Raw genomic sequence first — 14,341 nt, forward strand, 5'->3', positions numbered from 1 at the left:
TTTCATGAGTTCAACAGCCAACACTTTGCTGCTGTTCGGCGCGACCGGGGATCTTGCCCAGCGCATGCTGCTTCCCTCGCTCTGCGCCCTTCATTCTGACGGCCTGCTGGAACCCGATATGCGGATCGTGGGAACCGCGCGTTCGGAAATGACGGACAGCGAATTCCGCAATTTCGCGCGCGGGGCGCTGGAAAAATTCATGCCCGCCAATCGCCGCGGCGGCACGGCGGATTTCCTCAACCGCCTGAGTTATCAGCAATTGGACGTGAAGGATCCGGCCGGATTTTCCGCCCTGGCGGAAAAGGTCGGCGGCCCCGGCGGGCAATTAGCCATCTTCCTGTCCACCGCGCCCAGCCTGTTTGAAACCACTATCAAGGGCCTGCAAACAGCCGGGCTGACAGGCGAAGGTTCGCGCATCAGCCTGGAAAAGCCGCTGGGCGTGGATCTGGCATCCAGCTGCGAAATCAACGATGCCGTGGCGGAAGCTTTTCCCGAAAGCCGGATTTTCCGTATCGATCATTATCTGGGCAAGGAAACCGTCCAGAATCTGATCGCCTTGCGCTTCGCCAATGTGATGTTCGAGCCGCTATGGAATTCCTCCTATATCGAACATGTGCAGATCACCGTTGGCGAAACGGTGGGCCTGGAAAGCCGCGTCGATTTCTATGACGAAGCGGGCGCCCTGCGCGACATGGTGCAGAACCACATGCTGCAATTGCTGGCGCTGGTGGCGATGGAACCGCCCACCAGTTTCGATGCCAGCGCCGTGCGCGATGAAAAGGTGAAGGTCCTGCGCGCGTTGCGCCCGATCGGGCCGGGCGAAAGCGTGACCGGCCAGTATCGCGGGGGCGCCGTGGGCGGCGCGATCGTGCCCGGTTATGACGAAGAACTGGGCCGTGGAAGCAATACCGAAACCTTCGTGGCGCTGAAGGCCCATGTCGACAACTGGCGCTGGAAGGGCGTGCCCTTCTATCTGCGCACGGGCAAACGAATGCCCCGGCGCGTGACCGAAATCGTCGTGCAGTTCCGCCCGATCCCGCATTCCATCTTCAACGGCACGCGGACCGTGCCCAACCGCCTGGTTATCGGCATCCAGCCGGAAGAAAACATCACCCTGTCGCTGATGGCCAAGGTTCCGGGGCTGGACCGCGAAGGGATGAGCCTGCGCTCCGTCCCGCTGGAAATTTCCATGCCCGATGCCTTTACCGGCCAGCACCGCCGCATCGCTTATGAAAGGCTGCTGCTGGACCTGATCGAATGCGACCAGACATTGTTCGTCCGCCGGGACGAGGTGGAGGCGCAATGGAACTGGATCGACGCGATCCGTGGCGAATGGAAGAAGGAGGGGCTGACCCCGAAAAGCTATACCGCCGGCAGCTGGGGGCCGAGCGCGGCCATCGCCCTGACCGAGCGGGACGGGGTAAGCTGGCATGAGTAAACTGCATCCAGTCATCGAACGCGTGACCGACCGGGTGATCGAACGATCACGCCCCGGCCGCAGGGCCTATCTGGAACTGATGGAGATAGAGGGCGAACGGCATCGGGACCGTAACACCGCCCTGCCCTGCTCCAATCTTGCGCACGGCTTCGCCGCGGCGGGTGAGGATGCGGAAAGCATCGCCACGAGGCGGGGGCCGAATATCGGCATCATCAGCGCCTATAACGATACGATTTCCGCCCATCAGCCTTATGGCGCCTACCCGCCGCAGATGAAGATCTATGCCCGCGAAGTGGGCGCCACGGCGCAGGTGGCGGGCGCAACACCCGCCATGTGCGACGGGGTGACGCAGGGCGCGGATGGCATGGAACTGAGCCTGTTCAGCCGCGATGTCATCGCGCTGGCGGCATCCGTCGGCCTCAGCCACGCCATGTATGACAGCGTGGCCATGCTGGGCATTTGCGACAAGATCGTGCCCGGCCTGCTCATCGGCGGGCTGCGTTATGGCTGGCTGCCCACGATCTTCATCCCCAGCGGCCCGATGCCCAGCGGCATCGCCAACAAGGAAAAGCAGAAGGTCCGCCAGCTTTACGCCGAAGGCAAGGCGACCCGCGCCGAATTGCTGGAGAGCGAGAGCAAGAGCTATCATTCGCCCGGCACCTGTACCTTCTACGGTACGGCCAATTCCAACCAGATGATGATGGAGATGATGGGCCTGCATATGCCGGGCGCCGCCTTCGTCACGCCGGACAGCGGGCTGCGCAAGCAATTGACCCGCGCCGCGGTCCACCGGCTGGCCGCCATCACGCGGGATGGCGATGATTATCGCCCGCTGGCCCATTGCGTGGATGAAAAGGCCATCATCAATGCGGCCATCGGCCTGCTGGCAACCGGCGGATCGACCAATCACGCGATCCATATTCCCGCTTTCGCCCGTGCCGCGGGCGTGCAGATCGACTGGGGCGATATTGCGGAAATGAGCAAGGTCGTACCTCTGCTCTGCCGCGTCTATCCCAATGGATCGGGCGATGTGAACCATTTCCACGCCGCTGGCGGCATGGGCTTCGTGATCCGCGAATTGCTCGATGCCGGACTTGCCCATCGCGATATCATGACTGTCGGCGGCGGTGATCTGTCTGCCTATGCGCAGGAACCCTGGCTGGATGGCGAAAAGGTCGCGTGGCGCGATGTCGGGCCGTCGGGCGACGCGGAAATGCTACGTCCGGCCAGCGAACCGTTCCAGAGCGAAGGCGGGATGCGGCTGGTCGAAGGCAATCTCGGCCGCGCCTGTTTCAAGACCAGCGCGGTCCAGCCCGAACGCTGGACGATCGAGGCGCCATGCCGCGTCTTTGACGATCAGGCGCAGGTGGCAAAGGCCTTCGCCGCCGGAGAGCTGGACAAGGACGTGATCGTGGTCGTGCGCTTTCAGGGCCCGCGCGCCAACGGCATGCCCGAATTGCACAAGCTGACCCCACCGCTGGGCGTATTGCAGGATCGCGGATACAAGGTCGCGCTGGTCACAGACGGGCGCATGTCGGGCGCCAGCGGGAAGGTTCCGGCAGCCATCCATGTCAGCCCCGAGGCGCTGGGCGACAGCGGCGGCAATTGGGGCCCGCTGGCCTATCTGCGCGATGGCGACATCGTGCGCCTTTCGGCCGAGGATGGCACGCTTTCCACCACCGCCGACCTATCCTCGCGCCAACCGGCAGCAGCGCCCAAGCCGGCACAGGGCATGGGCCGCGAATTATTCGGCATGTTCCGCGCCAATGCGGACGAAGCGGAGAAAGGTGGTTCGGCAATGCTTGCGATGGCTGGCCTGTGACGGATCTCGTCGCCCTCGATATCGGCGGGACTCATGCCCGCTTCGCCCTGGCGAGCGTGACTTCGGATGGAAGGATCGACCTGCAGGAACCGGTCACGCTGAAGACCGATGATTTCGCCAGCCTGCAAACCGCGTGGGCAGAATTCGCCCGCCGCTGCGACAAGCCGGTTCCCAATGCGGCGGCAATCGCCATTGCGGGGCCCGTGACCGGCGAAACCGTGCGCATGACCAATAATAGCTGGGTCTTGCACACGGGCGCGCTGGATGAACAATTGCGGCTCGAAAAAGTCACCGTCATCAATGATTTCGCTGCGGTTTCCCACGCTGTGGCGCGGGCGCCGGAAGATGCCTTCATCCACCTGACCGGCCCCGAAACGCCCCTGCCCGACAGGGGTACGATCAGCGTGATCGGCCCCGGCACCGGGCTGGGCGTCGCCCATTTCCACCGCTTCGCCACCGGATATCACGTACAGGCGACCGAAGGTGGCCATGTCGATTTTCCGCCCATCGACCATATCGACGATCTGATCCTGCAGCGCCTGCGCCAGCAGCATCGCCGCGTTTCGGTGGAACGGGTCGTCTCCGGCCCCGGCATCGTCGCCATTTACGAAGCGCTGGCCGCGCTGGAAAAGCGCGCCGTGCCGGAAATGGAAGATCGCCGCATCTGGCAGCTCGGCATTGACCGGGAAGATGCGCTGGCCACGGCGGCGGTGGACCGTTTCTGCCTTTCACTGGGCGGCGTGGCCGGGGATTTCGCCCTCGGCCATGGTGCAAGTGCAGTCGTGATTGCGGGCGGGCTCGGCTATCGCCTGCGCGAACGCCTGCCGCGATCCGGTTTTGCCGGCCGCTTCCGTTTCAAGGGCCGTTACGAACAATTTATGTCCAGCCTTCCGGTGAAGCTGATCGTCCATCCGCAACCCGGCCTGTTCGGCGCCGCGGCCGCCTTCGCCCACGAACATCTCGGAGCAGCCTGAATATGAATGCAATCGGTGACATCATGCGCACCGCCCCCGTCATCCCCGTTCTGGTGATCGACGATGCGGCCCATGCCCTGCCCCTGGCCGAAGCGCTGGTTGCAGGCGGATTGCGCGTGCTGGAAGTGACGTTGCGCACCCCGGCGGCACTGGATGCGATCCGTGAAATGAAGCAGGTGGAAGGTGCGATCGTCGGTGCAGGCACAGTCACCAATGCGGCAGAGCTGGAGCAGGCGCTGGCTGCGGGCAGCGAATTCATCGTCTCTCCGGGCCTGACGGAACCGCTGGGCAAGGCCGCACTGGAAGCGGGCGTACCTTTCCTGCCCGGCACGGCCACTGCGGGCGATATAATGCGCGGGCTGGATCTGGGCCTGACCCATTTCAAATTCTTCCCGGCCATGGCGGCGGGCGGCATTCCAGCGCTGAAGGCGCTGGCCGCGCCGTTCGGCCAGTGCCGATTCTGCCCGACCGGCGGCATTTCCGCCGCAACGGCGCCGGACTGGCTGGCGCTCGATCCCGTGCTCTGCGTGGGTGGAAGCTGGATCGCCCCCAGGGGCAAGCCGAACAGATCCGAGATCGAGAAACTGGCCCGAGAGGCAGCGGGGCTCACCACGTGACATTGAAGACCGTCTCCGAACTCACCGAACGCCTGCAGAGCCTGCATAAACGGACGGAGGAGACGCCGCTCTTCAATCCCGTATTCCAGCTCTCCCTCGATCTTTCCCGCCTGCTGGAAAGCGGGGAGATGACGCTGTTCGATTGCGACAGGCTGATAGCGGAACTGGAATGCGATGCGCTGGCCGCGCGGGCCGAAAGACTGCGCAATCTTGTTGCCCCGGTCACGCCTTCCGCAAATGACGCGGCATTGCGGCACGATTTCGCGGAGGATGATTTTGCGGCCTTTCGCAAGCGTTGGGAAAGCCCGCAATTGCACGCCGTATTCACCGCGCATCCGACCTTCCTGCTGTCCCCGAACCAGACCGAAGCCGTGGCGAAAGCCGCCAGCAGCGACGATGCGATCGACGAAAGCGTGTGCACCGCCACATCGGAACGGCCGCAAATCACCCTGTCCCATGAACATGCGGAGGCGATGAAGGCGATCGCCAATGCGCAGGACGCGCGCGACCGGATCGTGTCGCAAGTGCTGACCCACGCGCAGCAGGAATGGCCGCAGGAATGGAGCGATCTGGCCCCCCTGCCCTTCCGCTTCGCCAGCTGGGTCGGTTACGACATGGATGGGCGGACCGATATTACCTGGGCCAATTCCATCGGTTTTCGCCTGGCTGAAAAGGCGCAGCGGCTCGGCCGCTATGTCGCCACGCTGGAAGAGATCGACGCCAATCATCCGCTGCTGCGCGAATTGCAGCCGGCAGCAGCCTATGCCGCAGACCGGGCGCATGATTTCGCCGCCGACCTGTCCGACCCGGCGGCCCTGTCAGTCGCGGCCAACCGGCTGACCGCCAATGATCCGCGGCAGGTCCTGTCGCTCAAACGCCATATCGATGCGCTGGAAACGGAAGCGAAGGATTGCGGCGGGGAACGCGGGGTCCGGCTGAAAACCCTGGCCGCAGCCATGCGTGCCGATGGGCTGGGAATGGGGTGGATCCATTTCCGCGTCAATTCCAAGCAATTGCATAATGCGATCCGCCGCCGGCTTGACCCGGACAGCCAGATCGACCTGTCGAGCAAGGGCGCCATCGTCCATCTGCGCAAGGCGATAGAACAGGTGGAGCCGCTGAAATCGAACTTCGCCGCGCTGGCGATCGAAAGCAGCACGGCAATCCGCCAGTTTCTGGCCATGGCGCAGATCCTGCAACACGTGGATGCCGACACCCCGATCCGCATGCTGATCGCAGAATGCGAAGAACCGGCAACCGTTCTGGCCGCGCTCTATTTCGCCAAACTCTTCGGCATTCAGGACAAGGTGGATATTTCCCCCCTGTTCGAAACGGAAAATGCGCTGGAACATGGCGGCCGTTTTCTCGATGCGCTGCTGGAGGAGGATATCTATCGCGACTATGCCCGCCAACGCGGGCGGGTAGCGATCCAGACCGGCTTTTCCGATGCCGGGCGCTTCGTCGGGCAGATCCCCGCCAGCCTTGCAATCGAACGGTTACAGGGCCGGCTGGCACGGGCAATGGAACAGAACGGGCTGACCGATGTCGCCGCGCTGATCTTCGATACGCATGGCGAAAGCATGGGCCGCGGCGCCCATCCCACCAGCTTTGCCGACCGTCTGGCCTGGCCGCTCAGCCCGTGGTCCCGGCGGCGTTTCGTGCGGGCAGGCATCAGGCTGGAACCGGAAGTCAGCTTCCAGGGCGGCGATGGCTATCTGTTCTTCGATACGCCCGAACTTGCGCTGGCCACGCTGACCCGGATCGCCCAGATTCGTCCGGCAGAAACCGATCCCGATGCGCCGAAGGATCCGTTCTATCGCCGCACCGATCTCAGCCTCGATTTCTATCGCGCGATCCGCGATCATCAGCGTGATCACCTGGAAAGCCGCACTTATAGCCGGGCGATCACCGCCTTCGGGCTGGGTATGCTCAATTCCACCGGCAGCCGGGTTTCCCGCCGCCAGTCGGATCTGTCCGCCGACCGCGAAATGAGCCTGCGGCAGATCCGCGCCATCCCGCATAATGCGATCCTGCAACAGCTCGGCTATCCGGTGAATGTGATCGCCGGGATCGGCAGCGCGGCGGATGGCAATTATGAAGACCTGGCCGCATTGCTGCGCGAAAGCGAACGTGGGCGGCAATTGATCCGCCTTGCCCGCGCGGCCAATGCGCTGGCCAGCGTGAAGACGGTTGCCGCCTATGGCGAATTGTTCAATTCCGCCTATTGGGCCAGCCGCCCCTATCGCGGCACGGAAAGCCATCTGACCGCACCCTGCGGCGCACTGGCGGAATATCTGATCAAGGATGACCGGATCGGCGTGTTCCGCCGCCTTGCGTCCCGCCTGCGGGTGGATGCGCTGAAACTGCACCGCCTGCTGGCGATGGTGCCCAATGAAAACCCGCTGGAAGACCGGGAGAATGTGCGCCGGGCCATCGGTGTAAGCCAGGCACTGCGCCTGGCGCTGTTCCAGCACATGTTCATCCGGGCCGTTTCCATCCCGCTCTTCAGCCGGGCGAACGATATTTCTCGCGAAGACGTGCTGGAAATGATCTTCACCCTGCGCGTGGACGATGCGCTGGTTGAACTACGCCGGGCCTTCCCCACCAGCTTTCCCAAGATCGACGATTTCGACCTTACGCAGCCGACCGATTTCCCGGATCGCGGGGATGAAGGTTACGAGGCGATACGCCGCGATTTCATCGATCCGATCGACAAGGCGCACCAGCTTTCCCTGCGCATCACCACCACCATCGCCAATCATTTCGGCGCCCATGGATAGGCATTCGCAAATGCGAGGCCGGTCGTATCGCGGCGGGACAGGCGCGGCCGGACGATGGAATTCTTCAATATCGCGCCACATATGCCGCCGATGACCAAGGCAGGATCAATCTTCGGCGCCCGCGCCATGCTGGCTTTGGCGGCCGCCGCTCTGCTGGCCGCCTGCTCCTCCGAAGCGGAAGAAGCGCCTTCCGCCGCTGATCCCAATGCGTGGTTCGCCGGAGAGGAAGCACTGGCCGATAACCGCGATATCGTGGATGCCCAGCCCAACGCCGAAACGGCCCCCGCACCTGCTGACGAACAGCAGGCCCAGCCGAAAGCGGACAGCCCCTTCATCATCAAGCGCATCCTGCCGATCGAAGGTCCGATCAAATATGGCGAATGGCATTGGGACGATGAAGGCGTGCCCGAAGGCCCGCTGGTGATGACAGTCGATCTCGAAGCCCGCGTTCTTTCCGTCTTCCGCGATGGTTACGAAATCGGCGCGGCAGCGGTTCTGCTGGGCACGCCGGAACATCCGACCCCCACCGGAACTTTCCCGATCCTGTCCAAGGAACGGCACAATGTGTCGGAGAAATACGGCAATGCACCCATGCCGTGGACCCTCCGTCTAACATGGGATGGCGTTGCCATCCATGGCGGGTCGGAAGTGGAAAATGGCTATGCCAGCCATGGCTGCATCGGCGCTCCGGATGATTTCGTCTCCCGCCTCTACGCCATTGCCAGCAAGGGCGACCGGGTGATCATCACACGCGGCGTCGCTGCCGGTATCGGCACGCCGCTTTCCAGCTGATCGGCGCGGTCAGGCCGGGCGCCGTTCCGGTTCCGGCGTGAAGATCCATTCCCCGTTTTTCGGGCGCGCCATTACCCCGGCCAGATTGCCGCCCTGCCCGCTTTCGAGGCGGTCCAGCAGGTCCGCCAGCGCAGTTCCGCGCGGCTGCCCACCCAATTGCCGCACGGCCCTTTCCGCGACCAGCAGGGCAATTGCGCGCGGGGCCTGCGGGCGATAGCGGATTTCGCGGTCGCCCTGTTCGACCCGTTCGGCCCATTCCCGCTCGGCCGCCCAGCGCAGCGCATCGGCGGCATCGGCGCAATTTGCCGCACTTGCCCGCACCGCTTCGGCAGAAAGCAAAGGCGAAGCGGCCAGCCATTGGCGCATCCGCACCCGGTCGAAACGCTGATCCTCATTGCTCGGATCGCGAACCGGATCCAGCCCCGCCCCGGCAACGATCCCTTCGCATTCCTCACGGGTGAAGCCCAGCAGCGGCCGCAACAGCGGCATGTCGCCATCAGGCACGGTGCCGCGTGCGCGGATTGCCGCCAGCCCGGCCACGCCGCTGCCCCTTGCGAGGCGCATCAGAAAGGTTTCGGCCTGATCATCCGACTGATGGGCAGTCGCCACCGCGCCCAGCCCATGCTGACGAGCCCAGCCTTCCAGCGCGCGATAACGCGCGGCGCGCGCATTCGCCTGAAGATTGCCTGCCACCACCTCTACTGCCAGCACATTGCAGGGAATGGCCAGCTGGGCGCAAAGGCCATGCACCATGCGGCATTCCCCGGCGCTGGCGGCGCGCAATCCATGATTGACCGTCGCCACTTCGAAACCGCCGGGGATTGCGGCATGGGCGAGCAGCAGCATGGAAAGGCTGTCCGCCCCGCCAGATACAGCCAGACCGATCGGCCCGCCTTCGGGCCAGAGAGCCGTCAGCGCCCGCGCAAAACGATCAACCGCGCCGCGCGGCGGGCCTTCAATTGCAATCGACCCGGGCGCGGTTGTTTTCATATTCTTTCTGCAACCTGCCCGTGGCGAGCGCGGGATAGGTATCGCCAAATTCCGCCAAGGCGATGCAGGCCCGGCTTGTATCGCCCAGCGCCGTCATCGCCTCCGCCAGATAGAGCAGGCTGTCAGGCGCGCGGGCACCGGATTTGTCCGCCTGGTAATTATCGAGGAAATAGCGCGCCGCTTCGCGCGGCTTGCCATCATCCATATAGGCCCGGCCCAGCAGGTTGCGGCCATAGCTGGCACGCCAATGATCCGGATATTTTTCAAGGAACAGGGCCAGCTGCTGTTCTGCCTCGGGATAGAATTTGGCATCCCACAGGCGGAAACCATAGACATATTCGTCTTCCCCGGCATCGCCGGAGGACGGCTTGGCTATGGCCTTGACCGCCGCCACTCTTTCAGGGCTCGGGCCAGCCTGCGCCGGTGCGTTGGCGGGCTGCGATCCACCTTGCGCGACTGCCGGCAATTCGCCGCCGCCCTGTTCGGGCACGGGGATCACGCCGCTCGGCCGCGATCCGGAAGACGTCGCGCCGGAGGGCGGCAAGGGAGAGCCGGAGGGGATGGAAGAACCGGAGGAGTTCTTCATCATCTCCATTTCTTCGTTCAACTGCATGATCGCATTGGCGTTTTCCTCGCTCCGCGCGGTCAGCCGCGCAAGCTGCGCCTCGATCGCTTCGAGCCGGGCGAGCACATCGGTCAATGCCGTGCTGGAAGGCGTGCCGACGGGCGGCTGCTGCGGCTGCGCGCGGGACGTATCCACTTCCGGTTCGAAATAGCGGGAATCCCCGCCGGGGAACACAGCCCGCTGCAAGGCGCGGATTTCGGCCTCAAGCTTGCGCAGGCGGGAATCGTCCTGCGCCGCGGCCTGTGTGGGGACGAGCCCCGCGGCCAGCCCGGCCAGAACCATACCACTCATTGCCTTACGCGGTGTCATCCACGCCTTACCCATGTGCAAGCGTTCCTCCCAATTCACGGTGCGCCGCATGTGCCGCAATCGGCACGAACCTCGGCTGAACGATACTGTGCCAATGCTGGAATCCGTTGTCGAGCGGGCTTGCCCGCTAGCTTGTGGGAGACGCTCCCTCCGCTTCCTCGTTACGAGCCAGCAGAGCCGATGCAGTCACCGGAATATCGCGCATGACCATGTCATCTTCGGCCAGTTTGGGCACTTCCTGCCCGCCGATGGTGATCGCCAGCGCATCGGGCCGCCCGGTCCATATCTGCGGACCTTCCACATCGGCAGGCACGGTGTAGCTTTCGCCTTCGGCCATCAGCTTCTGCATCAACTGCCGCCCTTCGGCATCGTAGAACTTCACCCAGATGCCTTCTTCCAGCGAAGTAAAGACCACCGGCCCGGCCGGAGTTGCCTCGGCCTCGGGTTCCTGTTCGGCAGCGGCCAGGGCTGCCTGCCGTTCCTGTTCGGCCGCCTCTTCCTGCGCGACGAGGGAGGGCAGTTCGGCCGCCGGCGTGAATAATGTGCGCATGAAGAAGAAGCCGCCAACCAGCAGCAGGACCAGCGCAAAAATGGCAAAAAGACCCAGGCGGGAAGACGGAACGCGCGCCGGGTCGCCCGGTTCGAAACTGGCGGTGCGATAGGTGCCTTCCGGCTCCTGCGCTTCCAGTTCGGCGCGGACCATGGCGACCACGTCTTCCTGATCAAGCCCGACCAGCTTGGCATAAGTCTTGGAAAAACCAACGGCATAGGTGCGAGCCGGCAAGGCAGCAAAATCACCCTGTTCGATCGCTTCCAGATGGCGCACGGGAATACGGGTTTCAGCGGCGACCTGATCCAGGCTCAGGCCGCGGGCTTCCCGCGTGGCGCGCAATTGCGGGCCGATGCCTTCCGGCTGGGCCGGATTGTCCTCTCGCTCGACTTCTTCCGTCATCTGATTTCCAGCCAAACGCCGGTCCTTGTTTGCGAAACCCTCTTTATGCACAAAAGCTGGTCTGCATAGTTCAAGTCAAGCGGCCATTGGGGCGCGGCGGCTTAATCGACATCGATCCCCCGTTCCGTGGCCCATTGCAGCATGGTGGCGCGTATATCCGCCGGCGGATTGGCCAGCCAGCCGGCCATGGCCGCGCCGATTTCCACCAGATCCAGCTGGCGCACCAGATTTTTGATCGGACCCACCGCCGCCGGCGTAATGGAAAGCCGCCGGATGCCGAGCCCCAGCAGCGCCATGGCTTCCAGCCGCCTGCCGCCCATTTCACCGCAAACGCCCAGCGCCACATTTTCCCCGGCTGTCGCCTCCGTCACCCGGCGCAGGAAACGCAGGATCGCCGGGCTCAGCCAGTCATAACGTTCGGCAAGCTTGGGATTGGCCCGGTCCGCCGCGAGCAGGAACTGGGTTAGATCATTGGTGCCGATAGAAATGAAGGACAGGCGCGGCATGATCAGGTCCAGCACTTCGGCCAGAGCAGGCACTTCCAGCATGACGCCGTAATGCACCGCTTCGGGCACTTTGCGGCGGCGCTGCTTCAGGAAGGCCAGCTGGCTTTCGAACACTTCGCGCGCCGCGTCGAATTCCCACGGTTCGGCAACCATCGGGAACATGACATTCAGCGTCCGCCCAGCCGCCGCATCCAGCAGGGCCCGCGCCTGGACCTTCAGCAGGCCCGCACGTTCCAGCGCCAGGCGCAATGCGCGCCAGCCCATGGCGGGATTTTCATCCTCTCGCGAGGTTTCGCTGCGCAGATAGGGCAGCGATTTGTCCCCGCCGATATCAACCGTGCGGAAGATCACCGGCTTGTCCCCCGCCGCTTCCAGCACATCGCGATAGAGCCGCGTCTGCCGGTCGCGCCGAGGCAGGGCGGCGGAGACAAGGAACTGGAACTCCGTGCGGAACAGGCCGATCCCGTCCGCGCCGGTCAGGCTCAGCATCGGCATGTCGTCACGCAGGCCGGCATTGATCATAACTTCGACGCGTTGCCCATCGCGGCTGAAGGGTTCGACATCGCGCAATTTGGCATAGGCCGCCTGCTTTTCGCGATTGCGCGCGAAACGCGCTTCGAACGCTTCGATCACGCTTTGCGCCGGTCGCACGGTCAGCTGGGACTTGTCCCCGTCCAGCAGCAATTCATCGCCTTCGCGGATCAGCCCGCGCGCATTGCGCACGCGGCCGATCACCGGCACACCCATGGCGCGGGCAACGATCACCACATGGGCGGTGAGCGAACCTTCCTCCAGCACCACGCCCTTCAGCCGGCGCTTGTCATATTCCAGGAGTTCGGCCGGGCCGAGATTCTTGGCGATCAGGATCGAATCCCCGCGCAGGCCGACACTGGCCGCCGTGCCCAGCTGGCCGGACACGATGCGAAGCAGGCGGTTCGCCAGATCCTCCAGATCGTGCATCCGGTCCTGCAACAGCGGATCCTGGATTTCGCGCATCCGCATCCGCGTGCGTTGCTGCACGCGTTCGATCGCGGCTTCCGCGGTAAGGCCGGAATCGATCGCTTCATTGATGCGGCGGCTCCAGCCTTCGTCATAGGCGAACATCTTGTATGTCTCGAGCACCTGTTCATGCTCGCCCCCCACGCCGAATTCGGCCTGGCCGGACATCTGTTCGATCTGTTCGCGCATCTTGTCGAACGCCATGTAGACGCGCTGCCGCTCCGCCTCCGTGTCTTCCGCCACGGTCTGTTCGATATTGATGCGCGGCTGGTGGAACACGGCCTGGCCGATCGCCAGCCCCTTCACCAGTTGCAGCCCGCCCAGCACTTCCTGTTCGGAACGGAATTCGGCCCCGTCCGCCACTTCGTCATCCACCAGGCCGGCATTGTGGATCAGTTCCGCCAGCACCATGGCGACGGTCTGCAGCGCTTCGATCTCCACTTCCTCGTAACGGCGCGGATCGGTGTGCTGCACGGTCAGCACGCCGATTGCGCGTTCGCGGGGGACGATTGGTACGCCGGCGAAGGAATGGAATTTTTCCTCCCCCGTTTCCGGCCGGTACTGGAATTCGGGATGGGTCGCCGCCTCGGCCAGGTTCAGCGTTTCGATATTCTGGGCGATCGTGCCGGTAAGGCCGCCGCCCACTGCCAGCCGGGTGACGTGCACCGCGCTCTGGTTCAGGCCGCGCGTGGCGAAAAGTTCCAGCATCCCCTCCCGCAGGAGGTAGATCGAACAGACTTCGCTGTGCAGCGCCTCGCCGATTATGTCCACGACCTGGTTCAGCTTGCCCTGCGCATGAAGGCGGGAAGCCATGACTTCGTGAAGCCGGGTGAGGATGGATCGTGCTGCTGCGACGGCGCTCATGCCTGACGCCTATCGCATATGTCTGGTCTTGGAAATGTTACCGGGGATGACGGGCGCATATTTGCACCCGCCAGTCCGGAATGCAGGTTGCCTCAATTCGCGGCGATTTCCTGCTTGATCTGCAATTTCTGCTTCTTGATCGCTTGTATGGCTACATTATCGGGAGCCGGTCGGTTCATCTCGTCGCGGAGGCGTTGTTCAAGCCCATGGTGCTTTGCCTGCAATGCGGCGACATGTGTCGATTCCATACGCGTTCTCCTCTCTTCCGGGATAGCCCGGGGACGGCCATGCGCACGACTCGCCGCGGAAGGTGAGCCGCGCGATTGTCATCAAATCATAATAGACATAGATCGGCAAACCCGGCCTGCGACAATCCGAGACACGCCGGCGATGCAATGAAAGGGAACGAGTTGAGCGAAGAGGAGATGCGCAAGCGGTTGGCCGCACTGCGGATCGAGCATCGCGATCTCGATGCCGCCATCGCCGCCCTGACCGGCGCCGGTGGCGACGATCAGCTACAGATCGCAAGGCTCAAGAAACGCAAGCTGCGGCTGCGCGACCAGATCTCGATAATCGAAGATCACCTTACGCCGGACATCATCGCCTGATCGCAGGGGAATGCCGCACAGTCCGTACCTCTCCGGGACACTCGTGGATATCCGGTGCAAATGGA

The 14,341-nt window shown here is 63.7% G+C and carries 12 protein-coding genes; 7 read left to right on the forward strand and 5 right to left on the reverse strand.

The features are described 5' to 3' along the window. Nucleotides 1–4: 4 nt before the first annotated feature. From zwf to WYH_RS07475, 6 genes are read left to right on the forward strand one after another with little or no spacing between them, the layout of a single operon-like run. Nucleotides 5–1,438, forward strand: a complete 1,434-nt coding sequence (zwf, locus tag WYH_RS07450; protein ID WP_046904923.1) for a glucose-6-phosphate dehydrogenase — start codon at nt 5–7, stop codon at nt 1,436–1,438. Then, nucleotides 1,431–3,260, forward strand: coding sequence for a phosphogluconate dehydratase (edd, locus tag WYH_RS07455; protein ID WP_046903343.1), 1,830 nt, complete (start codon nt 1,431–1,433; stop codon nt 3,258–3,260). The genes zwf and edd overlap by 8 nt, the downstream gene beginning before the upstream one ends. Then, nucleotides 3,257–4,234 carry a glucokinase gene (gene glk / locus WYH_RS07460; protein ID WP_046903344.1) on the forward strand — a complete coding sequence of 326 codons (978 nt, stop codon included), beginning with the start codon at nt 3,257–3,259 and terminating at the stop codon, nt 4,232–4,234. The genes edd and glk overlap by 4 nt, the downstream gene beginning before the upstream one ends. Nucleotides 4,235–4,236: 2 nt before the next feature. Beyond that, on the forward strand, nt 4,237–4,851 hold the full coding sequence (gene eda / locus WYH_RS07465) for a bifunctional 4-hydroxy-2-oxoglutarate aldolase/2-dehydro-3-deoxy-phosphogluconate aldolase (protein ID WP_046903345.1): 615 nt from the start codon (nt 4,237–4,239) through the stop codon (nt 4,849–4,851). A 2-nt stretch (nt 4,852–4,853) separates the two neighbouring features. After that, nucleotides 4,854–7,631, forward strand: coding sequence for a phosphoenolpyruvate carboxylase (locus WYH_RS07470; protein ID WP_082347894.1), 2,778 nt, complete (start codon nt 4,854–4,856; stop codon nt 7,629–7,631). Nucleotides 7,632–7,685: 54 nt separating this feature from the next. Then, nucleotides 7,686–8,423 (forward strand): L,D-transpeptidase family protein, encoded by a 738-nt coding sequence (locus WYH_RS07475; RefSeq protein ID WP_235979025.1) that lies wholly within the window; start codon nt 7,686–7,688, stop codon nt 8,421–8,423. 9 nt (nt 8,424–8,432) lie between these two features. On the opposite strand, the gene tilS is transcribed toward WYH_RS07475, so the two are convergent. From tilS to WYH_RS16500, 5 genes are all read right to left on the reverse strand, one after another. Continuing rightward, nucleotides 8,433–9,413, reverse strand: a complete 981-nt coding sequence (gene tilS / locus WYH_RS07480; protein WP_082347895.1) for a tRNA lysidine(34) synthetase TilS — start codon at nt 9,411–9,413, stop codon at nt 8,433–8,435. Beyond that, complete coding sequence (locus tag WYH_RS07485) at nt 9,379–10,329, reverse strand: tetratricopeptide repeat protein (RefSeq protein ID WP_235979026.1); 951 nt, start codon at nt 10,327–10,329, stop codon at nt 9,379–9,381. Before WYH_RS07485 ends, tilS begins: the two co-directional genes overlap by 35 nt. Nucleotides 10,330–10,474: 145 nt before the next feature. Next, on the reverse strand, nt 10,475–11,299 hold the full coding sequence (locus WYH_RS07490; RefSeq protein ID WP_046903347.1) for a helix-turn-helix domain-containing protein: 825 nt from the start codon (nt 11,297–11,299) through the stop codon (nt 10,475–10,477). Nucleotides 11,300–11,400: 101 nt separating this feature from the next. Beyond that, nucleotides 11,401–13,668, reverse strand: a complete 2,268-nt coding sequence (gene ptsP / locus WYH_RS07495; RefSeq protein WP_046903348.1) for a phosphoenolpyruvate--protein phosphotransferase — start codon at nt 13,666–13,668, stop codon at nt 11,401–11,403. Nucleotides 13,669–13,760: 92 nt separating this feature from the next. Continuing rightward, on the reverse strand, nt 13,761–13,916 hold the full coding sequence (locus tag WYH_RS16500) for a YdcH family protein (RefSeq protein ID WP_082347896.1): 156 nt from the start codon (nt 13,914–13,916) through the stop codon (nt 13,761–13,763). A gap of 162 nt (nt 13,917–14,078) precedes the next feature. Here WYH_RS16500 and WYH_RS07500 point away from each other — a divergent pair, with 162 nt between their 5' ends. Then, entirely contained in the window at nt 14,079–14,276 is a 198-nt protein-coding gene (locus WYH_RS07500; RefSeq protein WP_046904927.1) for a YdcH family protein, read from the forward strand. The last annotated feature ends 65 nt before the right edge of the window (nt 14,277–14,341 follow it).

Source organism: Croceibacterium atlanticum (assembly GCF_001008165.2).
GTDB lineage: Bacteria > Pseudomonadota > Alphaproteobacteria > Sphingomonadales > Sphingomonadaceae > Croceibacterium_C > Croceibacterium_C atlanticum.

Bases quoted from the DNA above. Each gene is read 5' to 3' on its own strand.
- zwf (WP_046904923.1), top strand. From the start codon at position 5: ATGAGTTCAACAGCCAACACTTTGCTGCTGTTCGGCGCGACCGGGGAT.
- edd (WP_046903343.1), top strand. From the start codon at position 1,431: ATGAGTAAACTGCATCCAGTCATCGAACGCGTGACCGACCGGGTGATC.
- eda (WP_046903345.1), top strand. From the start codon at position 4,237: ATGAATGCAATCGGTGACATCATGCGCACCGCCCCCGTCATCCCCGTT.
- WYH_RS07475 (WP_235979025.1), top strand. From the start codon at position 7,686: ATGGAATTCTTCAATATCGCGCCACATATGCCGCCGATGACCAAGGCA.
- tilS (WP_082347895.1), bottom strand. From the start codon at position 9,413: ATGAAAACAACCGCGCCCGGGTCGATTGCAATTGAAGGCCCGCCGCGC.
- WYH_RS07485 (WP_235979026.1), bottom strand. From the start codon at position 10,329: ATGAGTGGTATGGTTCTGGCCGGGCTGGCCGCGGGGCTCGTCCCCACA.
- WYH_RS07490 (WP_046903347.1), bottom strand. From the start codon at position 11,299: ATGACGGAAGAAGTCGAGCGAGAGGACAATCCGGCCCAGCCGGAAGGC.
- ptsP (WP_046903348.1), bottom strand. From the start codon at position 13,668: ATGAGCGCCGTCGCAGCAGCACGATCCATCCTCACCCGGCTTCACGAA.
- WYH_RS16500 (WP_082347896.1), bottom strand. From the start codon at position 13,916: ATGGAATCGACACATGTCGCCGCATTGCAGGCAAAGCACCATGGGCTT.